The 21,501-nt window shown below is 69.9% G+C and carries 27 protein-coding genes; 10 read left to right on the forward strand and 17 right to left on the reverse strand.

The features are described 5' to 3' along the window. The first annotated feature begins 63 nt into the window (after positions 1-63). Entirely contained in the window at positions 64-912 is an 849-nt protein-coding gene (locus tag ASG52_RS02865) for a LysR family transcriptional regulator (protein WP_056238721.1), read from the forward strand. Here ASG52_RS02865 and ASG52_RS02870 read toward each other — a convergent pair. The 3 genes from ASG52_RS02870 to ASG52_RS02880 all read right to left on the reverse strand — a co-directional run bounded on the left by ASG52_RS02870 (position 888) and on the right by ASG52_RS02880 (position 3,119). Continuing rightward, positions 888-1,403, reverse strand: a complete 516-nt coding sequence (locus ASG52_RS02870) for a hypothetical protein (protein WP_056238723.1) — start codon at positions 1,401-1,403, stop codon at positions 888-890. The two genes, ASG52_RS02865 and ASG52_RS02870, sit on opposite strands and share 25 nt — an antisense overlap. Before the next feature lie 251 nt (positions 1,404-1,654). Beyond that, positions 1,655-2,386, reverse strand: coding sequence for a response regulator (locus ASG52_RS02875; protein ID WP_056238726.1), 732 nt, complete (start codon positions 2,384-2,386; stop codon positions 1,655-1,657). Positions 2,387-2,588: 202 nt separating this feature from the next. Then, on the reverse strand, positions 2,589-3,119 hold the full coding sequence (locus tag ASG52_RS02880; RefSeq protein ID WP_056238728.1) for a GNAT family N-acetyltransferase: 531 nt from the start codon (positions 3,117-3,119) through the stop codon (positions 2,589-2,591). 196 nt (positions 3,120-3,315) lie between these two features. Between ASG52_RS02880 and ASG52_RS02885 the strand changes: the two genes are divergently transcribed. Continuing rightward, a complete protein-coding gene (locus ASG52_RS02885; protein WP_156383762.1) occupies positions 3,316-3,735 on the forward strand; it encodes a DUF983 domain-containing protein in 420 nt (139 codons plus the stop codon). A gap of 83 nt (positions 3,736-3,818) precedes the next feature. Here the strand turns inward: ASG52_RS02885 and ASG52_RS02890 are convergent, their stop codons facing one another. After that, positions 3,819-5,549 carry an L-lactate permease gene (locus ASG52_RS02890; protein ID WP_056238733.1) on the reverse strand — a complete coding sequence of 577 codons (1,731 nt, stop codon included), beginning with the start codon at positions 5,547-5,549 and terminating at the stop codon, positions 3,819-3,821. Positions 5,550-5,818: 269 nt separating this feature from the next. Here ASG52_RS02890 and ASG52_RS02895 point away from each other — a divergent pair, with 269 nt between their 5' ends. After that, a complete protein-coding gene (locus ASG52_RS02895; protein WP_056238735.1) occupies positions 5,819-6,742 on the forward strand; it encodes a manganese catalase family protein in 924 nt (307 codons plus the stop codon). A 29-nt stretch (positions 6,743-6,771) separates the two neighbouring features. Here ASG52_RS02895 and ASG52_RS02900 read toward each other — a convergent pair whose 3' ends face one another. Together ASG52_RS02900 and ASG52_RS02905 are read right to left on the reverse strand one after the other, a co-directional pair. Beyond that, the gene (locus ASG52_RS02900) at positions 6,772-7,149 is read right to left on the reverse strand and encodes a hypothetical protein (RefSeq protein WP_056238738.1); all 378 of its coding nucleotides are present in this window, start codon (positions 7,147-7,149) and stop codon (positions 6,772-6,774) included. A 318-nt stretch (positions 7,150-7,467) separates the two neighbouring features. Beyond that, positions 7,468-7,983, reverse strand: coding sequence for a peptide deformylase (locus ASG52_RS02905; RefSeq protein WP_056238739.1), 516 nt, complete (start codon positions 7,981-7,983; stop codon positions 7,468-7,470). 529 nt (positions 7,984-8,512) lie between these two features. Here ASG52_RS02905 and ASG52_RS02910 point away from each other — a divergent pair. From ASG52_RS02910 to ASG52_RS02920, 3 genes are all read left to right on the forward strand, one after another. After that, entirely contained in the window at positions 8,513-8,722 is a 210-nt protein-coding gene (locus ASG52_RS02910) for a cold-shock protein (RefSeq protein ID WP_056238742.1), read from the forward strand. 248 nt (positions 8,723-8,970) lie between these two features. Next, positions 8,971-9,351: a DUF6481 family protein gene (locus tag ASG52_RS02915; RefSeq protein ID WP_056238743.1), complete on the forward strand. Its 381-nt coding sequence runs from the start codon at positions 8,971-8,973 to the stop codon at positions 9,349-9,351. A gap of 217 nt (positions 9,352-9,568) precedes the next feature. Further along, complete coding sequence (locus ASG52_RS02920) at positions 9,569-9,850, forward strand: hypothetical protein (protein WP_082552315.1); 282 nt, start codon at positions 9,569-9,571, stop codon at positions 9,848-9,850. Positions 9,851-9,989: 139 nt separating this feature from the next. On the opposite strand, the gene ASG52_RS02925 is transcribed toward ASG52_RS02920, so the two are convergent. The 8 genes from ASG52_RS02925 to ASG52_RS02960 form a co-directional block, all read right to left on the reverse strand. Next, the gene (locus ASG52_RS02925; protein ID WP_056238747.1) at positions 9,990-10,199 is read right to left on the reverse strand and encodes a hypothetical protein; all 210 of its coding nucleotides are present in this window, start codon (positions 10,197-10,199) and stop codon (positions 9,990-9,992) included. Between the two features lie 123 nt (positions 10,200-10,322). Next, the gene (locus tag ASG52_RS02930) at positions 10,323-11,006 is read right to left on the reverse strand and encodes an HAD family hydrolase (protein ID WP_056238751.1); all 684 of its coding nucleotides are present in this window, start codon (positions 11,004-11,006) and stop codon (positions 10,323-10,325) included. Between the two features lie 11 nt (positions 11,007-11,017). Beyond that, positions 11,018-11,299 (reverse strand): hypothetical protein, encoded by a 282-nt coding sequence (locus ASG52_RS02935; RefSeq protein WP_056238752.1) that lies wholly within the window; start codon positions 11,297-11,299, stop codon positions 11,018-11,020. Positions 11,300-11,456: 157 nt separating this feature from the next. After that, the gene (locus ASG52_RS02940; protein WP_056238754.1) at positions 11,457-11,882 is read right to left on the reverse strand and encodes a DUF2934 domain-containing protein; all 426 of its coding nucleotides are present in this window, start codon (positions 11,880-11,882) and stop codon (positions 11,457-11,459) included. A gap of 291 nt (positions 11,883-12,173) precedes the next feature. Next, on the reverse strand, positions 12,174-12,434 hold the full coding sequence (locus tag ASG52_RS02945; protein WP_056238756.1) for a hypothetical protein: 261 nt from the start codon (positions 12,432-12,434) through the stop codon (positions 12,174-12,176). A gap of 84 nt (positions 12,435-12,518) precedes the next feature. Continuing rightward, positions 12,519-12,917 carry a hypothetical protein gene (locus ASG52_RS02950; RefSeq protein WP_056238759.1) on the reverse strand — a complete coding sequence of 133 codons (399 nt, stop codon included), beginning with the start codon at positions 12,915-12,917 and terminating at the stop codon, positions 12,519-12,521. Beyond that, positions 12,914-13,333 (reverse strand): hypothetical protein, encoded by a 420-nt coding sequence (locus tag ASG52_RS27780; protein ID WP_200945561.1) that lies wholly within the window; start codon positions 13,331-13,333, stop codon positions 12,914-12,916. Before ASG52_RS27780 ends, ASG52_RS02950 begins: the two co-directional genes overlap by 4 nt. A 355-nt stretch (positions 13,334-13,688) precedes the next feature. Next, on the reverse strand, positions 13,689-14,576 hold the full coding sequence (locus ASG52_RS02960; RefSeq protein ID WP_056238765.1) for an outer membrane protein: 888 nt from the start codon (positions 14,574-14,576) through the stop codon (positions 13,689-13,691). 442 nt (positions 14,577-15,018) lie between these two features. On the opposite strand from ASG52_RS02960, the gene ASG52_RS02965 reads away from it, so the two are divergent. The 3 genes from ASG52_RS02965 (at position 15,019) to ASG52_RS02975 (ending at position 18,293) form a co-directional block, all read left to right on the forward strand. Further along, positions 15,019-15,264: a hypothetical protein gene (locus ASG52_RS02965; RefSeq protein WP_056238767.1), complete on the forward strand. Its 246-nt coding sequence runs from the start codon at positions 15,019-15,021 to the stop codon at positions 15,262-15,264. A 228-nt stretch (positions 15,265-15,492) separates the two neighbouring features. Then, positions 15,493-17,076, forward strand: a complete 1,584-nt coding sequence (locus ASG52_RS02970; RefSeq protein ID WP_056238771.1) for a DEAD/DEAH box helicase — start codon at positions 15,493-15,495, stop codon at positions 17,074-17,076. A gap of 161 nt (positions 17,077-17,237) precedes the next feature. Continuing rightward, a complete protein-coding gene (locus tag ASG52_RS02975) occupies positions 17,238-18,293 on the forward strand; it encodes a GGDEF domain-containing protein (RefSeq protein ID WP_056238773.1) in 1,056 nt (351 codons plus the stop codon). Positions 18,294-18,313: 20 nt separating this feature from the next. Here ASG52_RS02975 and ASG52_RS02980 read toward each other — a convergent pair whose 3' ends face one another. The 3 genes from ASG52_RS02980 to ASG52_RS02985 form a co-directional block, all read right to left on the reverse strand. Further along, a complete protein-coding gene (locus ASG52_RS02980; protein ID WP_056238776.1) occupies positions 18,314-18,640 on the reverse strand; it encodes an FAD-dependent monooxygenase in 327 nt (108 codons plus the stop codon). 205 nt (positions 18,641-18,845) lie between these two features. Beyond that, on the reverse strand, positions 18,846-19,004 hold the full coding sequence (locus ASG52_RS25880) for an EAL domain-containing protein (RefSeq protein ID WP_286158921.1): 159 nt from the start codon (positions 19,002-19,004) through the stop codon (positions 18,846-18,848). 32 nt (positions 19,005-19,036) lie between these two features. After that, positions 19,037-20,341, reverse strand: a complete 1,305-nt coding sequence (locus ASG52_RS02985; protein ID WP_056238779.1) for an OmpP1/FadL family transporter — start codon at positions 20,339-20,341, stop codon at positions 19,037-19,039. Between the two features lie 274 nt (positions 20,342-20,615). On the opposite strand from ASG52_RS02985, the gene ASG52_RS02990 reads away from it, so the two are divergent. Next, positions 20,616-21,500, forward strand: a complete 885-nt coding sequence (locus ASG52_RS02990) for a fumarylacetoacetate hydrolase family protein (protein ID WP_056238781.1) — start codon at positions 20,616-20,618, stop codon at positions 21,498-21,500. The last annotated feature ends 1 nt before the right edge of the window (position 21,501 follow it).

Here is a 21,501-nt window from a genome sequence, read left to right on the forward strand (position 1 = left end):
GGCCGTTGCAGCATCAATGCGAAACGCTATGATGCGCTGTCGTCATCATAGCAAAACCAGATCATGCTCGATCTCGCCTCGGTGCGGCTGTTCCTCCTCGCGGTCGAGTTCGGCAACCTGACGCGGGCGGCGGAGGCCGCCGGCACGGTGCAGCCGGTGGTCAGTGCCCGGATCAAGGCGCTGGAGGCGGCGCTCGGCCGCAAGCTCCTGGAGCGCACGCCCCGCTTCGTCCGGCCGACCGAGGACGGCCTCGCCTTCCTCGCCAAGGCGCGGGCGCTGATGGCGGCGCACGACGCGGCGATGCACTTCGACGACGCGCCGAGCGTGCGCCTCGTCATCGGAGCGAGCGACCACGCGCTGGGCACCGGGCTGGAGCACGTGATCCGGCACGTGCGCGCGGCGCTTCCCCACCGCAGCGCGGTCCAGCTGCGCCTCGGGCTGTCGCAGCCGATCCGCACGGCGTTCGACGCGGGCGAACTCGATGCCGTCATCATCCGGCGCGAGGCCGGCGGCGCCGACGGCGAGGTGCTGGGGCTCGATCCGCTGGGCTGGCGCGCCACCGAGGAGGACATCGTCGCGCCGGACCGGCCGATCCCCCTCGTCACGCTCGGCCCCCATTGCGGCGTGCGCTCGATGGCTTTGCGCCATCTCGATGCCGCCCACCGGCCCTGGCGCGAGGCCTTCGTCGGCGGCTCGTGCAGCGCGCTCGTCGCCGCGGTGCGGGCGGGCCTCGGGATCGCGCCGATGGGCGCGGTCGCGTCCGGGCGGATGGGCGACGTGGGACCGCGCTACGACCTGCCTGCGCTCCCGCCCTCGGAGATCGTGATGTTCGCCCGCGCCCACTCCCCGGTCGCCGCCGCGGCGGCCCGTGCGCTGGAGGCCGCGGTTCAGTCGATGTTGCGCGGTGCCTGAGTCGCCGCCCGCCGCAGCCAGATTGCGGATGCCACGGTCAGCGGCTCCAGCGGCAGGGTCACGGCGCCCTGGCGCTTGCCCCACAATTCCAGCCCGCCGAAGCCGACCCGGCGGACGGTGAGCCACGCGCCGAAGGGAAACACCGTCTCGTTGCCCTCGCCGGCCCCGAAATAGTCCTCGAAGGCGATCGGATCGACCATCAGGGCGTCGTATTGGGCCAGATGCGCCGCCATGCCGACCTTGGAGCGAAACGGTCCGCGGTCGCGGTGGAATGCGGCGAAGCACGGCTCGTAGGCCGAGAGCGACAGGCGCAGGCGTCCGCCGATCCGCAGGTAGGGCGGGTTCGGGCCCTCCCGGCCGAACTGCGCCGGGCCCCAGCCGGCCTCGCGCATCAGCGACTCCGCCAGCGTCACGGGCGCGGACGGACTCTCCGCCGCGATGCCGGTTCCGGGTTCGGCCATCTCAGGCACGGCGATGCCACCCTCGGCCATGTCACGCCCCTCGACCCTCGCCTGACGTCAGCACTATCGTGCATCGCATGCCGTCCGGCGACCGGATTCTTTTTGCACAACGTCCGACGAGCCGCGGTTTTTCCCAACCCTCCCCTCATCCTGAGGTGCCGCAGCGCAGCAGAGGCCTCGAAGGAGGTCTCCAGATATCGCGCGGCTGGCTGGAGCCCTCCTCCGAGGCTCAGCCTGCGGCTGAGCACCTCAGGATGAGGGGGGGGCGGACGAGCGGACTCTCAAAACCCCCCGCCGGTCTGGTCGAAGTCGAGATAGGCGGTCTCGATCACGATCTGGGTGCGGCTGATGACTTCGAGCTTGCGCAGGATCTCGGAGACGTGGGCCTTCACGGTCGAATCGCCGACCTGAAGCTCGTGGGCGATCTGCTTGTTGAGCTTGCCCTGGCGGATCATCGTCAGCACCCGCATCTGCTGCGGCGTCAGCCGGGCGACGCGCTCGGCGAGCGGCGGCTTCTTGCTGTTGGGGCGGGCGGGCGCGGGCGGGGCCGCGCGGTCGGGCGGCATGAACAGGGCGCCGCCGAGCACCTCGGAGATGGCCCGCGTCAGCGTCGCCTTGTCGACGGCCTTGGGCACGAAGCCCGCCGCGCCGTGGCGCAGGGCCTCGTGCATGATGCGCGGCTCTTCGAGCCCCGAGACGATCAGGATCGGCACGCGGGGAAACCGGGTGCGGATGGTGACGAGCCCGTCGAAGCCCGCCACCCCCTGCATGGTGAGGTCGAGCAGCGTCAGGTCGATCGCCGGATTGCGGTCGAGGATGTCGCAGGCGCCGCGGATGCCGTCGGCCTCGTGCAGTTCGGCGCCGGGAAAGGCCAGGGCGATGGCGCTCGCCAGCGCCTCGCGGAACAGCGGGTGGTCGTCGACGAGTAGGAGCCGCAGGGCGCCCTCCCCCGCGCGCGGGGCGGGCCCATGAGCAGATTCATGCGCCGGATCGGTTGTTGCGCTGGCCATCATCGCGGGTCACGCCTTCCGATGGGCCGAGAGGGCCCGGTCTCTACTAGGCTGCATGGAACAGGGCCGGTGGCCTGATCCATGCGCCCGGCGGACGATCGCCGCCACGCCGTCGCGCGGGCCATCGAGGATGAACCATCGTCGATCGATCTCTCTCCAGTATTAGGGCATTTTCAAAAAGCTGGCTGCCCGTGCTTTCGTCCAATCACGCGCCGCCCTCCAGCACGAGCTGGCGCCGGCCCGGACGGTGTCCTTCCGAGCCGGTCTCGCGGAAGCCGAGCTTGTGCAGCAGGCCCCAGGAGGCGACGTTGCCGCGGCGGCACTCGGCCAGGATCGCCCGGCGGGGGAAGCGCGTCCGCAGCAGGCCGAGCACGCCGCCCACCGCCTCGGTGCCGAAGCCGCGCCCGCGCGCCGCGCCCCCGACCCAGTAGCCGATCTCAAGGGCGCCCTCCCCGCGCAGATGCGCGCCGACGATGCCGGCCAGCGTCCTGTCTTCATGCAGCCACGCCCCGAGGAAGCGGTCGCGCCCGTGCCGCCCGCCTGCGATCAGCCCCTCGGCATCCGCGAGCGTGAAGGGATCGGGCAGGAAGTCGATGGCGCCGGTGATGGCCGGATCGTCGGTGAGTCGGTGCAGGGCCGCCGCATCGGCCCGCTCCAGCGGACAGATCGCCAGCCGCTCGGTCTCGATCCGCGGCAGGTCGAGGAGGCTTTCGCTGCGGGCGCGCCGGAACAACATCCCTGGCATGTGGGCGCGTGGACGGGCGGGGAAAGGCACGTCCGACATGGCAAGCCTAATCCCGGCCCGGCGGCGTATACCAGCCGGGTCCGCCCGGCCCTTGCCGGGATGTCGCGGGTTCGTGATGGGAAAGAACCATCGCGGCCGGGGCCCGTTGCCCCGACAGGAGATGTCAGACGAGGTCCGAACAGGTTCGATGCCCGATCCCGCCTATACCGCCCAGTCGCCCTTGTCCTGCGCCATGCGCAGCGCCTGCCCGCGTTGCGGCCGCGGCCACCTGTTCAAGGGGTTCCTGCAGGTCGCGCCATCCTGCGACAATTGTGGGCTCGACTTCTCCTTCGCCGACCCGGCCGACGGCCCCGCCTTCTTCGTGATGATGACGACGGCGATCCCCGCGGTCGCCTTCGGCCTGTGGCTGGAACTGACCTACGACCCGCCGGTCTGGCTCCACTTCGTGCTGACGCTGCCGGTCGTGCTCATCACCTGCACGCTCCCCTTGCGCTTCTTCAAGGGCTGGCTGGTGGCGAGCCAGTACATCCACCGGGCGGCGGAAGGGCGGCTGGCGCGCCCCGCCCCGGCGGCGCCCGCCGAGCCGGGATCGTCCGGCCCGGCCTGAGCCGCCGACACCGCCCGAACGAGAAAGGCCCGCCCCGTGGCGACGGGGCGGGCCTTCTTTTCGTATCGCGTGTCGGGTGAGGCTCAGTGGCCGCCCGTCACGACGGGGGCGGGAATCACCATGTGGGTGAACGGCGGCACGTAGGCCTGGAGCATCACCAGACCGCCGACGAGGCAGGCCAGGATGATGGAGTGCCAGAACACGAAGCGCAGGATCTTGCTCTCCTGGCCGAAGTAGCCGGTGGCGGTCGAGGCGACGACGATCGACTGCGCGTCGATCATCTTGCCCATCACGCCGCCCGAGGAGTTGGCCGAGGCCATCAGCACGCCGTTCAGCCCGAGCTGCTCGGCGGTGATCTTCTGCAGGTTGCCGAACAGCACGTTCGAGGCGGTGTCGGAGCCGGTCAGCGCGACGCCGAGCCAGCCGAGCAAGGTGCCGAAGAACGGGTAGAGGATGCCGGTGCCGGCAAACGCGAGGCCGAGCGTCGCGTCGATGCCGCTGTAGCCCGTCAGCACGCCCAGCGCGAGCATCGCCACGATGGTGATGAGCGAGTAGCGCAGCACCCAGATCGTCTCGAGGTAGACCATCACCAGGCGCTGCGGCGAGAACCGCATGATGAAGCCGGAGATGATCGCGGCGAGCAGCACGCCGGTGCCGGTGTAGGACATGTAGGTGAAGGCGAAGACGGCCTTCTCCGCGATCGGCTTATCGACGACCGGCGGCACCTTCAGGATGACGTTGTGAAGGCCCGGGACCTCGTACTTCCACGTGAAGATCGGGTCGACGATGTCCTTGAACCACTTGGTGCCCCAGAAGCCGAGGATCACCGAGAGCACGATCCACGGCACCCAGGCCATGATGATCTCGGAGGATGTGGCGGTGCGCTTGATCGAGACCGCGCGCGGCGGCTCGCCGGGCACGCCGGCACCCAGTGCCTTGGGGCTGTTGTAGCCGATCGACGGATCGTGGCCGCGCAGGGCCGGCGAGGTCCAGACCTTGGCCGGCTGCCAGAACTTCAGGAACAGCACGAGGCAGCCCATCGAGATCAGCGAGGCGCCGATATCGACGATCCAGGGGTTGATGTAGTTCGAGATGGCGAACTGCGCGACCGCGAAGGAGGCGCCGCAGACCAGGATCGGCGGCCACACCGCCAGCATGCCGCGGAAGCCCGCGAACACCGCGATCAGCCAGAACGGCACGATCAGCGAGAAGAACGGCAGCTGCCGCCCGATCATCGCGCCGAGGATGTAGGGATCGTAGCCCGTGACCGAGGCCAGACCCTGGATCGGGGCGCCGAGCGCGCCGTAGGCCACCGGCGCGGTGTTGGCGATGAGCGAGAGGCCGGAAGCGGCCAGCGGCGAGAAGCCGAGCCCGATCAGGATGGCGCCGGTGACGGCGACCGGGGTGCCGAAGCCGCCCGCGCCCTCGAAGAAGGCGCCGAAGGCGAAGGCCACCAGCAGGAGCTGCAGGCGCCGATCCTCGGTGATGCCCGCCACCGATTGCTGCAGCGTCGAGAACCATCCCTTCTCCACCGTCAGGCGGTAGAGGAAGATGACGTTGAGGATGATCCAGCCGATCGGAAAGAGGCCGCGCACGCCGCCGAACACGGCCACGCGGAGCGCGAGGTCGGTCGGCATGGTGAAGATGAAGATCGCGACGGCCAGCGCCATGATCAGCGCGAGCACGGCGGCGATGTGCGCCTGCACCTTGCCGCTGGCGATCATGCCGAGCAGCGCGATCACGGGAATCGAGGCTGCGAACGTCGACAGCCACGCATTGTTGAATGGGTCGTAAACCTGGTTCCACGTCGACATGGACGCGTCCTCCTCCATGCCCGGATTATTTTGCCCGGGCCTTATGGATGGGTGCTAGCAGAGCCGTTTGGTCCGCTCAACGCGCGGTATCATGTATGCAGGGCAAGCCGGGGAAGTGTCGTGGCCTTGCAACAGGTTAAGGCCCCCTGCCCGCATTAACCTTCGTAAATCGCCGGGCGGCTCGGATACGGGCGTGTCCGGGTGGGGTTCCCCAGGGGATTCCCAGATCGCGGTCCCTCACGGTCGCGACGGCGAAGGAGCCTTCTGCTATGTTCATGCGCATCGATCAGTTGCAGGCCGAGCTGCCCGCCCCCAAGCGCCGCGATCCCAACGCGGCGGCCGCGCTGCAGGAGCTGCTCGGCGGCAAGTACGGCGAGATGTCCACGCTCGGCAACTACATGTTCCAGAGCTTCAATTTCCGCAGCAAGGACAAGCTCAAGCCGTTCTACAGCCTTGTCGCCAGCATCACCGCGGAGGAGCTCGGCCACGTGGAGCTCGTCAGCAACGGCGTCGCCATGCTCAACAACGGGCCCGACAACGACGGCGATACGAAGGACGGCGGCGACATCTCCGGCGCGCCGTTCGAGGACATGAAGGACATCCGCCTCGCGGCGGCCTTCCTCTCGGGCGGGGGCGGCGCGGCGCCGATCAACAGCAACGGCGCCTCGTGGAACAACGACTTCATCACCTCGACCGGCAACGTCGTCGTCGATCTCCTGCACAACTTCCACCTCGAATGCGGCGCGCGGCTACACAAGCTCCGGGTCTACGAGACGCTGACCGACCCGACCGGCCGCGAGGTCTGCGGCTACCTGCTGGTGCGCGGCTCGGTCCACGCCCACGCCTACGCGCTGGCGCTCAAGAAGATCACCGGCGTCGAGATCGAGAAGTTTTTGCCCACCCCCAACATCGACCTGTCGAAGATCCCCGAGAGCCAGAAGTACTTGGCAGAGGGCTCGCACCGCCGGCTCTACACCTGGAGCCCGAACGATTACCGCGAGATCGCCGGCCTGTGGGGCAACGGCGAGCAGGCGCTGCCGGGCGATCCGCCGGGCGAGTTGGAGGTGGTCGAGGGCATGCCGGACGGGGGCAAGATCCACCAACTCACGGGCGTCCCCTCGGCCTTCACGCCGGATTACGCGCCGGAGGAGATGTTCGAGATCGCCGAGAAGCTGACCAAGAAGGCCCGCTGAGGCCGACGCCGGGGAGGCACCCTCCCCGGCTACTTCTTGGACTTGGCCGGCGGTGCTTTCGGCTCCGCCGGCGTCACCGTGCCCGCCACCACCCAGTGGCAGACCGCCGTGCCCTTGAGGGCGAGGCAGTCGTAGGCCCGCCCGCCGAGCGCGGCGTGGTCGGTGATCTCGGTCACGCTCGCGCGCTCGACCGTGCTGCAGCCGAGATCGGATTTCGGGTCGCGGATCGTCGCCAGCGCCGCGGCGGTGTCGCCCTTGGTGTCGCGCAGGAGGCTGCGGAGGTTGGCCAGCGACGTGCAGCCGATCACCGGCTCGGACGCCGCCTTGGCGGGCGCCCCCTGCGCGGCGGCGCCAGTCGCAGCGCTGATGGCGGCGAGGAGGGCGAGAAGGGACAGAGAGCGGCGCATCGGAAAAGTCCCGGAGGAGCTTCCACCTTTATACCATGGCGGGGACGAGACGCGTCACGGTGCATGATGCGCCGGTGCGGCCGCGCACGCCCTCCCCGAGGGTTTGATGCCGTGTCGGTGCGGGATCACAGCCCGCTCGTCCCCTTCCACCGTCGCTCCGGGGCGCCGCAGGCGAACCCGGAATCCACGACCGGCCGCACCGCGATGCCGAGAACCGCGCGTCACGGGTGGATTGCACGCCTCCGGCGCGCCCCTCCGGGTCCGGGTTCGCTTATCAGCGCCCCGGAATGTACGGGGGAGAGTTCGCCGAAGAACACCTCAGGCCCCCTTCCGCGCCGCCTGCCCCCTCAGCTTGGCGAAGCGCTTGAGGGCCTTGTCCCGGCGCAGGCGGGTCAGGCGTTCGGTCCAGAACACGCCGTCGAGCTGGTCGATCTCGTGCTGGAGGCAGGCCGCGCGCAGGCCATCGACCTCCTCCTCCCGCTCCATTCCGTCGAGGTCGCGGTAGCGGACCCGCACGCGGGCGGGCCGCTCGACCGGCTCGATCACGCCGGGCATCGAGACGCTGCCCTCGGGATGCGCGGCGCGCTCGTCCGAGGCCCACACCACCACCGGATCGACATACGTGGCGGCCGGCTCGTCCGGCTGGAGGCGGATCACCACGATCCGCTCAAGGATGCCGAGATGCGGGGCGGTGAGCCCCATCGCCCCGACCTCGCCCAGCGTGTCGAGCACGTCGCCGGCGAGCGCACGCACGTCGTCCGGCGACAGGGCCATCGGTGCGGCCGGGCGGCTCAGGCGCGGATCGGGATGGAAGACGAGGGGGCGGACGGGCATGGCGGGTTCCGGTGCCGAAAGAGGTTCGGGACGAGCCATCCCTCACGGCGCACCGCGACACAAATTCTCGTGTCCCGCTGCCGACCCGCCCGGCACCCGCCGAGGGCCCCCCATGCGCCGAGCGAGGGAGGCTTTTTGCATGCGCCGGCACGCCGTACAGCAAAGTTTATTGCGAATCGGCGTTGTCGTGGTGCCGAGGCAGGTGTCGATATAAGAAATGATAGGTCGGCAAATCGACCTTTCATGCCCTGACCCCAGTTACGTGCACGATCCCGCCGCGTACGGCCAAGGTTGGGCTGCCGCGAAGAACGCAGGCCCGCTCGTGAAACCTTCGGCCGGGTTGCAGGTTTGCCTCTTCGATCATACGTTTGCCCCGTCGATCGAAGGCCGGTCTTTGCGAGACCGGCCCGATATCCCGAACGGGATGCGGCTCCGGCACCATACCCCTCGCTCGCTTGGACGATCGGGACGGCCTTGAGGCCGGGACGCAACCTGTGCGGCCCCCGACGACGGGGAAGGAGAGACCCGCATGAGCAACGGCACCGTGAAGTGGTTCGATGAGATCAAGGGCTACGGCTTCATCCAGCCCGACGATGGCGGCAAGGACGTCTTCGTCCATATCTCCGCCGTCCAGCAGGCGGGCCTGCGCGGCCTCGCCGAGGGCCAGAAGGTGACGTTCGACATCGAGAACGACCGGCGCAGCGGCAAGCCGGCGGCGATCAATCTTCAGGCATCCTGAGGCCCGACGTCGTTGCGGCTTTCACGATGATCGAAGATTTGCCGCAACAGGGCTGAAAAAGTTACCGCAGCGGCGCGTGGAACCTTGCGACTCTGTTGCGTGTTGCAGCGCACTGGTGCATCCACTGCGCCGGTTGCATAAGGTTCGCGCCGCGTCCCGGCTGCCCGGCCCACGCTTCGATTCGCGCGTTTTCGAACAGCGATCGAGACATCCGGCGGCCGGCCCGATCACCACACGAGAAAGGCCATATGAGCGCATTCGACTTTAGGAACTTCGAGGATCGTCGTCAGAACTCGCAGGCGGCCAAGGCGGCCTTGCTCGAGAAATTCAAGGCCCGTCCCCCGGTGGACGATCCGGAGATACGTGCCAAGCTTCAGGCGCGCGCCGAAGTCGCCCGCGCCCGCGAAGAGCGGGCCCGCGAGCGTGAACGCGCCCGCATCGAGGCTGAGCGCAAGGCGGCGGAAGAGAAGCGTATCCGCGAGGAGGCGGAGCTCGCCGCCCAGATCGCTCGCGAGGCCGCCGAGGCCGCCGCACTGGCCGAGCGCAAGGCGGCGGAAGCCGCCGAGAAGAAGGCTGCCCGCGATGCCCGCTACGCGGCGCGCAAGGCCAACGTGAAGATTCGCCGCTAACGGGCGGTCTCCGTACGAAACCGAGATCACACGCGCCGGACGCTTCGAGCCCGGCGCGTTTTTTTGGCCCGAACACAACGGCGCGAGGCGCCGCGAACCTCCGGGCAAACTACGCAATCTTCCCGGGATTTCACCCGGCGGCGCTTGGCAAGGCCGGGCTTTGTCGGCACCACTTCCCTCAACGACGCGGATCACGCCGTGACGAGGGGAGGACGCTTTGCCAACCATCCGGCGAATCACCCGTGAGCGGGCCGGAAGGCTCGCCCTGCTGGCAGCAGTGGCCGGGTTGTCGCTGATCGCGACGGGCGCTCGCGCCGAGCCGCCGATCCGCAGCGCGGAGGACGCCTTCTGCCGCAGCGAGGCGAAGGCGCAGGTGTTTTCGGCGCCCGACCCGCTCAATCTCGGCCTGCACGAGATCGGCCGCCGGATCTGGGCCTCCTGCATGCAGCGCAAGGCTGCTCCGACGAAGAAGAGCCAGCGCCGTCGGCGTCACCGCTGAGATATCGGGTCGAAGGCGGCTCCACCTCGGCAATGACGGAGTGGGCCGAAGGCAATCAATGCGTCGCCCTAAGCGCCTGATACGACACGGCCTTTGCCGCGCGTCGGCAAAGGCCTGTGTTCCTGCAAAACCCAAAAAATCAGGCGCTGAGTGGCTCGCCGATGCGGGCGCGCAGGCGGGCGCGCAGGTTCTGGTTGGCGGGGTTGCGATCGGCGTCGAGCGCCCACATCAGGCGCAGCAGGCGGCTGATCGGCTGAGCCCGGTCCTCGATCGCCTCGGCGACCTGCTGGTGCAGGGACTTGCCCGAAAAGGCGGCGGTCGGCGAAAGCGTCTCGGCAGTGGTCGGCATCGCGTGCATCCCAAGAGCGGGCTTTGGCCCCCCGCGGGGCGCGCTGATAGACCCTTCCGACTGGAATGGCTATAGGTTTGCCGGCTCGCGGTTACCCGCTTCCCTGCATGGCAGCACCGCTCTTCACAGCCTCTTTACCGCGAGCGGCGAGCGGGCGTAGCCGTCGAGCAAGTCCTGCGGGTCGCGGTAGATCGCGATGCAACCGGCGGCCGACAGGTCGGCCTCGGGGAAGCCGCCGCACAGCAGACCGATCGTCCGGATGCCCGCCTTGCCCGCGGCCTCGGCGTCGTAGGGCGTGTCGCCCACCGCGATCACCCTGTCCTTCGGCAAGTCGGGGAGCTTGGCCAAAGCCGCCTCGAAGATGTCCGGATGCGGCTTGGAGCGGTCGGCGTCGTCCGAACTCGTCGCCGCGTCCACCAGATCCTCGATACCGAGGATCTTCTGGTAGTTCTCGACCTCCGAGGCCTTGCCCGACGAGGCCAGCGCGATCGTGTGCCCCTCCGCCCGCAGGTAGGTGAGCAGGTCGCGCACGCCAGGGAAGGGCCGCACCCGGTCGAGGTAGCGCCGCTTGAACAGGTCGGAGCGATAGGCCTCGATGGTCTCGCCCTCGCGGGCGAGGCGGTCTTGATCGACGAAGACCGGCAGGAGCTGGTCGCCGCCCTTGCCGATCTGGCGGCGGACCGCGGCTTCCTCGGTCGCTATGCCGAAATGGGCGAACGCCTCGACCCAGGCGCGGGCGTGCTGATCGACGCTGTCGAGCAGCGTTCCGTTGATGTCGAAGACGACGGCGCCTCGGGGCGATGCCACGGATGCGTACCTCAGCGCGGGAAGATGTGCAGGCCGTCGTCGGGCAGCAGGTTGCGGGCCGGCCCGCCGGTCTGCTGGCCGCGGCCCTGCTGGTAATAGGGCAGTTCGGGGCGGCGGTCGTTGTCGCTGCCCGAATCGTATTCCCACGGGGTGTTCCAGGGCGCGCGCCCGCTCACCGCCGGCACCGCCGGCCCCTCGAACACCGCCTCGCGCCGCGGGCCCGCCTCGGCCGCGCCGGAGGCCAGGGTCACACTGAGGGTGGCGGCCAGCAATCCGATCGTCAGGGCGCGCATGGCTTGTCCTCGCGAAACGTCGCCCGGTCCGGGCGGTGAGGTTCAAACGGTCGAGCCTGCCCAGCGTTCCCGAGGCAGGCTCCCACCCTGAAACGACGAAGCCCGCCGTCCCTCGAAGGGCGGCGGGCTCTCGAACCGTACCGGAAGAGGGACGGGTTCAGTGCAGCGACACGGCCTCGGCGGCGGCGCGGGGTTTTGCGCGGGTGGCCTTCGAAGCGGTCGTCTTGGCGGCGGCCTTGGCCGGAGCCTTCGCGGCAGTCTTGGTCGCAGTCTTCTCAGTCGTCTTGGCAGCCACCTTGGCCGGCTTCACCGCGGTGCGGGCGGCGGGCGACTTGGCGGCCTCGGCCACGCCCGACAGCGCCTCGGCGGGGGTGCGGACGGCCGGCTTGGCGGCGCGGGGCTTCGACGCCTTCGGCGCCTTGACCGGGGCGGCCTCGGCCACGATCTCGACGGAGGTTGCGGCGGTGCGGCTCAGCTCGGCCTCGGCCTGCAGCCAGTGCATCTCGGCCCGGCCGAAGCCCCGGCCCTCGTCTTCCCAGATGTAGTAGGCGCGCTCGCGCACCTGGTGCTCGCACAACGGCATGAAGCCTCCTGATGGTCGTCCGGCGTGAGCCCGAACGATGGGGAGGTCATGGTTAAGGGGCGGTTAATCGCGCCGAAGTGGTCGCTCTCGGCGACCCCATCCCGTTTCATGGCTGGCCTCAATCGCCGGCGCCCGCCTCCGCGGGCTTAGGCTTTCGCTCCGCTCGACGCTTCGGCTCGACGCCTCCGTTCGACGCCTCCGCTCACGCCGAGGCACACTGCGCGCGGCGCTCTTCGCGCTGGAAGCCGCCGACGCGGCTTCGGGCGACAGCACTCCATCCCCCGATGCTTCTCAGCCCCGCGAGAGCCGCCGATGGTTCGCCCGCACCTTGCGGCGGTAGCCCGCGACCACGGCCCCGGTCGAGGCGCCGGTGGCGATCTGCATTGCCGCCTCGCCCGCGGCAAAGATTTTCTCGCTCACCATGCGCTGCGCCTCGGCCTGGGCGGCGGTTCCGCCCGCCGCGAGCTTGGTCAGCCGCAGGCCGATCACCGCCTGCGACTCGAAGGCCAGCAGGGTCGCATCGACCCCGAGCTGCCACCACGGTCCGAACATTTCTTTGGGTGCTCCCCGAACCGCTTCGCCGACGACGCGGACAGCCGCTTCGTCGGTCGAGCGCGTCACAACAAGGATGTGGCGTCAGTCGAAGCTGCGGCCCTTGGCGGCCGAGCCGCCGAGGCTGATCTTCTTCGGAGCCGGCGTCGGCCGGCCGCCGCGGCCGGTGGGGGCGGCGGTGGGCTCGGCCGCGACGGGGGCCGCCTTCAGGTGCGACTGCCCGTGGATTACCGAGCCGATCTCGCCCGCGACGCGGATCAGGTCGTCGCGCTCGCAGGCGCGGGCGACCTTGAGGCCGAGTTGGTGCATGTGGCTCTTGCCGTAGAGGTAGGTCGCGAGCTTCGCCCGGATCAGCGGCGGGATCGTCTCGAGGATGTAGGGCAGATCGTAGTCGTCGGCGCGGTAGACCTCCCCGAGCAGTTCGAGGGAGACCGGGCATTCCGGATCGACGGTCGCGCCGGTGGTCGGGTGGGCCTGGCTCATGGGTCACCTGCTGGCGAAGGGTTGAAGGGTGAGGTGTCGTCCTCCGCCACGGCCAGGGCCGCGCTCAGAGGACGGGACGCACGCACGGGCGGGGCCGCCACCTCGACCGGACGCGCGAGGAAGCGCGGATCGAGGCATCCGGTGCAGACCGAGGCGATCGCGGTGCGGGCGCGCCGGTCGGCCCGCTCCCAGACGGTCTCCCGCCCGGCCTCACGCCCTTGCCCCGCCGCGCCGGCCCGCCCCTGCCCCGATCCGATCGACGCGTCGGGGACCGGGTTGGGGCGAATCCGCAGGTAGAGCGGTCCCTCCGCGCGGACAGCGGCGGGCATAGCCGAGAGCGCGACGGCGGCAAAGAGCGCGGCGGCGCGGGCCCGCCCCCGCATCGACGCCGACCGGTCGTCCTTGCCCTGATTCATCGGATGCGCGGCCTCGCCCTGGCATTCGCGGGAACCGGCGGGCCCGCTCGCGAGCATCCGGACCGGCAGCATCGGCCTCTATGGTAAACCGGACATGAAGGCCGGGGCGCGGCGCCGTCGCGGCGCGGACACGAAAAAAAGAGCCCGGCGCTGGGGGCGCCGGGCTGGAGCATCGTCCCGAAAGGTGGTTTCCGGCTTCGGAAAAACACGATGCGGCACAAGAACCTGGACGGTCGTCCTGGATCCGATATCCAGGACGACCGTCCAGGGAGCGACCGACGGCTCGTGCGAGCCGCCGGGCCTTGAGGAAGGTGTCGAGACTTCCCGTGAGTCCGCCCTGGGGCGGTGGTGAGGCTTAGTACGCGCCGAACTTGTAGTTGATGCCGGCGCGGACGACGGCGAACTCGCTCTCGCGAACCTGCTGGCCGCCGCTGGCGAGCAGGACGCCGGGGCTGTTCACGGTGACGGTGCGGCCGGCGTTGTCGACGGCGAAGGCGCCGTTGCGGGCCGAGCCCTGGTCGAGGTTCACGTACAGGCCTTCGACCTTCAGGGTCACGGCCGACGAGCGGAAGAAGTTCAGGAAGCTGTCGGTCGGCAGGGCGTACTCGATGCCGCCGCCGGCGGCCCAGCCGGTCTGGAAGTCGTTGCTCGACACGCCGGTGCCGAAGTCGCGACCGCCGCCGCCGCCGTAGGCGAAGCCGCCGGTGCCGTAGACCAGGGTGCGGTCGAAGGCGTAACCGATGCGGCCGCGCACGGTGCCGAAGTAGTCGAGGCCGGCGATGCCAGCGGGGTTGAACACCTGCTGGGCGGCCAGACCGTTGATGCCGGCGGCGCTGTTGACGACCTGGAAGCGGTTCCGCTCACGGCCGAAATCGGCGTACTGGGCATCGGCCTCGACGCCGACGACGAAGCCGGAGCCCGGCGTGAACTGGTAGTTGTAGCCGATCTGGCCGCCGCCGACGAAGCCCTCGTTGGTGCGGCTGTTGTTGAAGGCCACGACCGCGGTGGTGTTGGCCGGCACGAGACCCGAGGCGTCGTTGAGGCCGAGCACGGTCGGAGCGTTGCGGTTGTCGTTGGTGCCGAAGCCGTAGCCGGCGTTGAAACCGGCGTAGAAGCCGGTCCACGTGAACACCGGCACCGGCTGGAACACCGGCGGCGGGGCCATGCGGCGGGGAAGGTCGGCGGCCGAAGCGGCTATGGTGCCGACGACGAGGGCGGTCGAGGCGAGGAGAAGGGTCTTCATGGGGTCGGGTTCCTACGGGTTCGGCGGGAGCCGGCGCGCCGTGCGCTCCGGGTGTTATGGCCTGCATCCTGGCCGGTGAGTGCCGGGGACATTCCCCGGATGTCGTCGCCCTCCTGCGATGAACCAAGCAATTAGGCCGAACCCGTCAACGAAACGTGAAGCTTACGCGCCCGTTTGCGCCCGGCCGGACCGGATGTGTCATGCCGCACATCTTGGCGGTGCGGGTTTATTCGGCGGGGCAAGTCAAGACTTGATCGGGATTCGATCTTGCGGCGTGGTTAACGAAAGCTTTCGGAGGACCCGTGCGCGCATCCTGATCTGGTCGCGCGCACGGGTCACGCGCGAGCGCGAGGGAGTGAAGGTGGCGTTAACCATGTCGGGGCAAGATCGGCGAGCGCCCGGCCCTGTCCTCCCGGCCCCCTACCCTCCTGGACCCTTGCCGATGTCGCTCGAACCCGAATCCCTCGATCCCGAACCGCGGGCGACGCGCCCGCTGCTCTCGTGGACCGTGAGGGTGACGCTCGCCGTGGGCCTCGCCGCGATCGTGCTCGGCCACACCCTCTCGCGCACCATCGATGCGGACGCCGCGCGCGTGGCCGCCCTCGCCATCGACCCCGTGGTCACGGGCTCGATCGGGCCTTCGGCGCGGGCGACCGCCCTCGACCCTTGCGTCCTGCGCGGACGCTGATGGATAAAGGGCGCGGCGCCCGTCTGATGTCTTGCGTGCAACCGTGCCCGGCCCTGTAGAGGAGGGCTCGGCCCGCGCTCTCGATTGACAAGCTCGTGCAGGCCTCTAAGTGTCGCGCGCGTCGGGACTGCGCGACGACGGCTCGCGCGACGGCACCGCGAGGTCCGGCGGAACGCGCCCGGCCTCGACCGACCCGCCGATCCCACGCGCGATGGTTCCCTGCACCAGATGTCTTTTGCCGATCTCGGACTGAGCGACAAGGTCCTCCAGGCCGTCACCGCCGCCGGCTACACCGAGCCGACGCCGATCCAGGCCCAGGCGATCCCGCACGTGCTGGCCCGCCGCGACGTCCTCGGCATCGCCCAGACCGGCACCGGCAAGACCGCGGCCTTCACCCTGCCGATGCTGACCATGCTGGAATCGGGCCGCGCCCGCGCCCGCATGCCGCGCACGCTCATCCTGGAGCCGACGCGCGAACTCGCCGCCCAAGTGGTGGAGAACTTCGACCGCTACGGCACCAACCACAAGCTCAGCGTCGCGCTGATCATCGGCGGCGTCTCCTTCGCCGACCAGGACGCCAAGCTCACCCGCGGCACCGACGTGCTGATCGCCACGCCCGGCCGCCTGCTCGACCATTTCGAGCGCGGCAAGCTGCTGCTCACCGGCGTCGAACTCCTCGTCATCGACGAGGCCGACCGCATGCTCGACATGGGCTTCATCCCCGACATCGAGCGCATCGTGAAGATGGTGCCGTTCACGCGCCAGACGCTGTTCTTCTCCGCGACCATGCCGCCGGAGATCGAGCGGCTGGCCGACATGTTCCTGTCGAACCCGCAGCGGGTCGAGGTCAGCCGTCCGGCGTCGGCCGCGACCACCATCGAGCAGCGTCTCGTGGCGACGGGCTCGGAGGGCCACGAGAAGCGCAAGGTCCTGCGCCAGCTCATCCGCTCGGCGGACGAACTCCAGAACGGCATCATCTTCTGCAACCGCAAGCGCGACGTGGCGCTGCTGCAGAAGTCGCTCGCCAGCCACGGCTTCAACGTCGCCGCGCTCCACGGCGACATGGACCAGCGCGCCCGCACGGCGGCGCTCGACGGCTTCCGCAGCGGCGAGGTTCCGCTGCTGGTGGCCTCGGACGTCGCCGCCCGCGGCCTCGACATCCCGGCGGTGAGCCACGTCTTCAATTTCGACGTGCCGCACCACCCGGAGGACTACGTCCACCGCATCGGCCGCACCGGCCGCGCGGGCCGGGCCGGCAACGCCTTCACCCTGGCGAACCGCTCCGACGAGCGTTCGCTCTCGGCGATCGAGGCGCTGATCGGCCAGCCGATCGCATGGCTCGACGGCGACCTCGCCAGCCTGGCCGAGCCGGCGGAGGACGAATCCGAGCCGCGCCGCCGCCGCGGCACCCGCCGCAGCGCCACCGGCAAGGGGGCTTCGGACCGGGGTTCTTCGGACAGAGGTTCGTCCGACCGGGGCTCCGAGCGTGAGGGCGCCCGTTCCGAGGGCCGCAGCCGCGGCGGTCGCCGCTCCGGGGCCGAGCGTTCCCGCTCCGAGGAGCCGCGCCGCGAGACGGAAGCCCGCCGCGAGGCCGAGCCTCGCCGGAACGTGGAGCCGCGTCGTGAGCCTGAGCCTCGCCGCGAGGCCGAGCCCGTCGCCCCGGCCCGCGAGCCGCGCCGGGCGCCGGAGCGCAGCCGCGGCGAGCCGCGCGGGCGTCACCGCGACGAGGACGACGACACCCCGGTGGGCCTCGGCTCGCACGTGCCGGCCTTCCTCCTGAAGCCCGTCGCACCGCGCAAGAGCAAGGACTGAGGGCGCCCCTCCCCCGAGGGCTTCCCGAGGCGCCGGGGAACGGGCTTTTCTTTGGGGTGTCTCTCGGGATTTTCCTGCGGGCCTCTTAACGTCCTGGCGAGGATCGCGAGGCGATACTCCCTCGAAGGACGGTCCTCGTCCGGAGGAGCGGATAACGCCGGATGAGCCCCGACCTCGACCGCGAGCGCAGCCTCGTCCTCGCGCAGCGCAGCTTCGAGCTGATGCGCGACTATTGCAGCACCGCGACGCCGCGCGCCTACGCCGTGTGGTACACCTACGTGGCCGGCAGCCAGCCGCTGATGAACGACGCCATCAAGCGCCTGACCACGCAGAACGGCACGCTGACCAGCGCCGACATCGACGGGCTCCACGACACCTACATCGACGGGCGCCGCCTCGCGACCGAGATGGACCGGATGAACTCGACCCTCATCGCCGAGGTCGAGGGCATCATGGACATGATCGACGTGTCGATCCACTCGACGACGCAGTACGGCGAGTCGCTCCAGGCCTTCACCCACGACATCGCCAACGCGGCCACCAGCCGGGCGCGGCTGAAGGAGGTGGTCACCGCGATCATCGCCAACACCCGCGACGTGACGGCCAACAACCGCACCCTCGAAGCCCGCATGCGCGAGAGCCGCAACGAGATCGAGACGCTGCGCGAGACGCTGGAGGCGACGCGCCTGGAGAGCCTGACCGACCCGCTGACGGGCCTCGGCAACCGCAAGAATTTCGAGGAGGGCCTGCGCCGGGCGATCGAGACCGGGGCCGGGCACCGCCCGTCGAGCCTGATCGTGCTCGACATCGACTATTTCAAGCGCTTCAACGACCTCTACGGCCATCTCACGGGCGATCAGGTGCTGCGCCTCGTCGCCATCGTGATGCGCGAGCATATCGGCCAGAAGGGCGCGACGCTCGCCCGCTTCGGCGGCGAGGAGTTCGGTATCGTCCTGCCGGAGACCGACCGGGCCACCGCCCGCGAGATCGCCGAGCGGGTGCGCACCAGCGTGACCGGCCGCGAGCTGGTCAAGCGCTCGACCGGCGAGTCGCTCGGCAAGGTCACGGTGTCCCTCGGCGTCGCGATGCAGCGCCCGGACGACAACGCGGTCTCACTCTTGGAGCGGGCCGATTCCTGCCTGTTCGCCGCCAAGCGCGCCGGCCGCAACCGCACGCTGGACGAGAACCAGGCCGCCGCCCTGCCGAACGTGGCCTGAGCGGCGCACCGAGCCTGCGATCAGGCGATCACGGGTTCGCGCAGCGGCGCGTAGGTCGCGCGGTAGCTGCGCGGGCCGATCACCGGGAGCAGCAGGCGCCGCGCCCAGCCGGGAAGTGCGCCCGAGCGCGACATCCGGTCGGTCATCGCCTGGACATGGGCGACGCGGGGGCGCCGCCGCGTCTCGTAAGCCGCGCCGACCTCGCTCCAATCGCTGCGCCCGGCGAGAAGGTCCGCCAGCACCAGGGCATCTTCCAGGGTGAGCGCGGCGCCCTGCGCCCAGACCGGCGCGGTGGCGTGCGCCGCATCGCCCGCGAGCACGACCCGTGCGGCCTCGCTCGCGTCCATGACATCCTCACGCGCAGATTTTCGCTGGCGTCTCGGCGAAGAGGCCCCGCAGCCGGGCGCACTCCCATTCCGAGGCCGTCGCGGCGTTCGGCCGGGCGAACAGATAGAGCATCGTCCTGGATATCGGATCCAGGACGATGCTCTGTATCCTTGTGCCGCATCGTCTTTTTCCCGAAAGCCGGAAACCACCTTTCGGGACGATGCTCTAGCCCTGCATCTGGTCGCAGCCCAGGGTGCGGAGCATCGCGAGTTGCTCGGCGGTCTCGACCCCCTCCATCGTGACCTGAAGGCCGGGATTGTGCCCGAGATGGGTGATCGCGCGCACGATGGTGAGCGAATCCGCATCCTCGCCGAGGCGGCGCACGAACCGTCTGCCGACGGCGCCGAGCGACGCCTTCAGTACTTGCGCACCAGCGGGGCCGGGGCGATGGCGGCCGGGCTGTCCCAGGCGTAGCGGAAGCCGACCGAGACGACGTCGGCGCTGCCGTCGGCGACGGCCGCGAACGGGATGTTGGCGACGTTGTAGTTCTGGCCCGGCCCGGCCACGATCCGGTTCTTGCCGAGGAAGACGTGGGCGTAGCTGGCGTTGAGGACCAGCTTGTCGCTCCAGCGGTAGCTGGCGCCGACGGAGGCGACGTAGCGGTCGCCGTCGGGCAGGCGCACCGAGCGGTTGGAATTGTCGATCGGTCCGTCGTCGTAGCCGAAGCCGCCGCGCACGGTCAGGCTCGGTGACCAGTCGTATTCCAGGCCGACCGAGTAGAAGTAGGAATCCTTGAAGTTGAGCGGCAGGCTGGTGACCGGCACGCCGAACTGCCGCGACACGATGGCGACGTTGCCGAGCCTCGACCAGTTGTCCCACTCGAAGCCGAGATTGATCCGGGTGACCGGGTTGAGCGCCTGGGTCAGGCCGACGCTGAGCTTTTCCGGCGTGTTGAGGTTGGCCGTGACCTGCTGCCCGAAGGCCGGCAGGGCGAACGAGCCCTCGATGTCGTGGTGCACCGAGGAACGGTACCCGACGCCCAACACCGTGCCCTCCCACGGGGTGATCGTCGCGCCCGCGGTCCAGCCCGCGCTCCACGATTCGCCCTTGATGAAGGCCGGCGGGTAGAAGGCCGGGGAGAGGCCGGGCACCGGAATCGCCTGCCGCAGGGTCAGGCGGAAATACTCGACGTTGGCGCCGACGCCGACCGAGAGCCAGTCGTTCACCCGGTAGCCGATGACCGGGTTGAACGAGAGCGAGAAGATGCGCGAGGAGCGGCCGTAGATCGAGCCGGCCCAGTCCGGGCGCGGCTTGGTGACGAGGCCGTAGGGCGCACCGGTCTGGATGCCGACATAAAGCCGGTCGGTGAGCTGGTAGGAGGTCGCGCCCGACGGCAGCACCGCGCCCTGGCCGATCTCGCCGGAATCGCCGAAGGGGGCGAGGAACGGGGCGGTGCCGACGGTCGGCCGGATCTCGCCCGACAGGTCGACGAAGGTCAGGCTCTGCTCGGAGTTGAAGCCCGGCCGCATCGTCACGGTCGCCGGGTTCCAGAAGATCGAGGAGACGCCCGCCGCGCCCGAGGCCGAGCCCGCGAAGGCGAGACCCACCCCCTGCGCGCTCTGCTCGCGCAGCCCGAAGGCGCCGGCCTGCGCCCCCGTCGCGGCGCCCATCGCGGCGACCGCGCCGGCCACGGCGAGCGCGCGGATCGTAACCCCAGTCATGTCGTGACCCCACCGTTTCTTGATCGTTGTGGCGTGCGACGATGGAAGCGGCTCGCACGTGTTCCGTCGAGGGGTGCAACGGCCGGATGAACGAAGAATTGCCGACCGCGGGGTTTTTGCCACGGTTCCGCCGCGATCGGTTTTCCGTGGCCGCGGGGACACTGCCGCCACGTGGGAAACGGGAAGAGCGGTGCCGGCGTTGGGCCTTCATCGCTTGCGCCCCGTCCCCACGGCGGCCATGCTCGCTTCAAAAGGGCTTGAGGGAGATCGCGCGATGAAGCTGATCCGGCACGGCGAGAGCGGTGAGGAGCGGCCGGGTCTGGTCGATCGCGACGGCGGTCTGCGCGACCTCTCAGGGGTGTTGCGCGACCTCGCCGGCCCCGGCCTGTCGCGCGAATCGCTCGACCGGCTGGCGCGGATCGACCCGGCGAGCCTGCCGCTCCTGCCCGCGGGCACCCGGCTCGGCCCCTGTGTCGGCGGCACCCGCAACTTCGTGGCGATCGGCCTCAACTACGCCGACCACGCCGCCGAGACCGGCGCGGCGATTCCCGCCGAGCCGATCGTGTTCAACAAGGCGCCGTCCTGCATCGTCGGCCCGAACGACACGGTGATCCTGCCCAAGGGCTCGGCCAAGACCGACTGGGAGGTGGAGCTTGCCGTGGTGATCGGTGCGCGCGCGTCCTACGTGCACGCCAACGAGGCCCTGCGCTTTGTCGCGGGCGTGTGCATCTGCAACGACCTGTCGGAGCGCGAATTCCAGATGGAGCGCGGCGGCACGTGGACGAAGGGCAAGGGCTGCCCGACCTTCGGCCCGCTCGGCCCGTGGCTGGTGACGCTCGACGAGATTCCCGACCTGAAGAACCTCGGCATGAGCCTCGACCTCAACGGCCAGCGGATGCAGACCGGCTCGACCGCGACCATGATCTTCGACGTGGCGCAGATCGTCGCCTACGTCTCGCACTTCATGATGCTGGAGCCCGGCGACGTCATCACCACCGGCACCCCGCCGGGCGTCGGCCTCGGCATGAAGCCGCCGCGCTACCTCAAGAGCGACGACGAGATGGTGCTGCGGATCGACGGTCTCGGCGAGCAGCGCCAGCGGGTCGTGGCCTTCGACGACTGGACCGCGAAGGTCGCCGCGGGCGAGCCGACGAACTGAT

It is taken from the genome of Methylobacterium sp. Leaf456, assembly GCF_001425465.1.
Taxonomy (GTDB): domain Bacteria; phylum Pseudomonadota; class Alphaproteobacteria; order Rhizobiales; family Beijerinckiaceae; genus Methylobacterium.

What these genes read in the sequence shown, in the direction of transcription:
- ASG52_RS02865 (WP_056238721.1), top strand. Translation starts at nt 64, where the DNA reads ATGCTCGATCTCGCCTCGGTGCGGCTGTTCCTCCTCGCGGTCGAGTTC.
- ASG52_RS02870 (WP_056238723.1), bottom strand. Translation starts at nt 1,403, where the DNA reads ATGGCCGAGGGTGGCATCGCCGTGCCTGAGATGGCCGAACCCGGAACC.
- ASG52_RS02875 (WP_056238726.1), bottom strand. Translation starts at nt 2,386, where the DNA reads ATGATGGCCAGCGCAACAACCGATCCGGCGCATGAATCTGCTCATGGG.
- ASG52_RS02880 (WP_056238728.1), bottom strand. Translation starts at nt 3,119, where the DNA reads ATGTTGTTCCGGCGCGCCCGCAGCGAAAGCCTCCTCGACCTGCCGCGG.
- ASG52_RS02885 (WP_156383762.1), top strand. Translation starts at nt 3,316, where the DNA reads ATGCCCGATCCCGCCTATACCGCCCAGTCGCCCTTGTCCTGCGCCATG.
- ASG52_RS02890 (WP_056238733.1), bottom strand. Translation starts at nt 5,549, where the DNA reads ATGTCGACGTGGAACCAGGTTTACGACCCATTCAACAATGCGTGGCTG.
- ASG52_RS02895 (WP_056238735.1), top strand. Translation starts at nt 5,819, where the DNA reads ATGTTCATGCGCATCGATCAGTTGCAGGCCGAGCTGCCCGCCCCCAAG.
- ASG52_RS02900 (WP_056238738.1), bottom strand. Translation starts at nt 7,149, where the DNA reads ATGCGCCGCTCTCTGTCCCTTCTCGCCCTCCTCGCCGCCATCAGCGCT.
- ASG52_RS02905 (WP_056238739.1), bottom strand. Translation starts at nt 7,983, where the DNA reads ATGCCCGTCCGCCCCCTCGTCTTCCATCCCGATCCGCGCCTGAGCCGC.
- ASG52_RS02910 (WP_056238742.1), top strand. Translation starts at nt 8,513, where the DNA reads ATGAGCAACGGCACCGTGAAGTGGTTCGATGAGATCAAGGGCTACGGC.
- ASG52_RS02915 (WP_056238743.1), top strand. Translation starts at nt 8,971, where the DNA reads ATGAGCGCATTCGACTTTAGGAACTTCGAGGATCGTCGTCAGAACTCG.
- ASG52_RS02925 (WP_056238747.1), bottom strand. Translation starts at nt 10,199, where the DNA reads ATGCCGACCACTGCCGAGACGCTTTCGCCGACCGCCGCCTTTTCGGGC.
- ASG52_RS02935 (WP_056238752.1), bottom strand. Translation starts at nt 11,299, where the DNA reads ATGCGCGCCCTGACGATCGGATTGCTGGCCGCCACCCTCAGTGTGACC.
- ASG52_RS02940 (WP_056238754.1), bottom strand. Translation starts at nt 11,882, where the DNA reads ATGCCGTTGTGCGAGCACCAGGTGCGCGAGCGCGCCTACTACATCTGG.
- ASG52_RS02945 (WP_056238756.1), bottom strand. Translation starts at nt 12,434, where the DNA reads ATGTTCGGACCGTGGTGGCAGCTCGGGGTCGATGCGACCCTGCTGGCC.
- ASG52_RS02950 (WP_056238759.1), bottom strand. Translation starts at nt 12,917, where the DNA reads ATGAGCCAGGCCCACCCGACCACCGGCGCGACCGTCGATCCGGAATGC.
- ASG52_RS27780 (WP_200945561.1), bottom strand. Translation starts at nt 13,333, where the DNA reads ATGAATCAGGGCAAGGACGACCGGTCGGCGTCGATGCGGGGGCGGGCC.
- ASG52_RS02960 (WP_056238765.1), bottom strand. Translation starts at nt 14,576, where the DNA reads ATGAAGACCCTTCTCCTCGCCTCGACCGCCCTCGTCGTCGGCACCATA.
- ASG52_RS02965 (WP_056238767.1), top strand. Translation starts at nt 15,019, where the DNA reads ATGTCGCTCGAACCCGAATCCCTCGATCCCGAACCGCGGGCGACGCGC.
- ASG52_RS02970 (WP_056238771.1), top strand. Translation starts at nt 15,493, where the DNA reads ATGTCTTTTGCCGATCTCGGACTGAGCGACAAGGTCCTCCAGGCCGTC.
- ASG52_RS02975 (WP_056238773.1), top strand. Translation starts at nt 17,238, where the DNA reads ATGAGCCCCGACCTCGACCGCGAGCGCAGCCTCGTCCTCGCGCAGCGC.
- ASG52_RS02980 (WP_056238776.1), bottom strand. Translation starts at nt 18,640, where the DNA reads ATGGACGCGAGCGAGGCCGCACGGGTCGTGCTCGCGGGCGATGCGGCG.
- ASG52_RS02985 (WP_056238779.1), bottom strand. Translation starts at nt 20,341, where the DNA reads ATGACTGGGGTTACGATCCGCGCGCTCGCCGTGGCCGGCGCGGTCGCC.
- ASG52_RS02990 (WP_056238781.1), top strand. Translation starts at nt 20,616, where the DNA reads ATGAAGCTGATCCGGCACGGCGAGAGCGGTGAGGAGCGGCCGGGTCTG.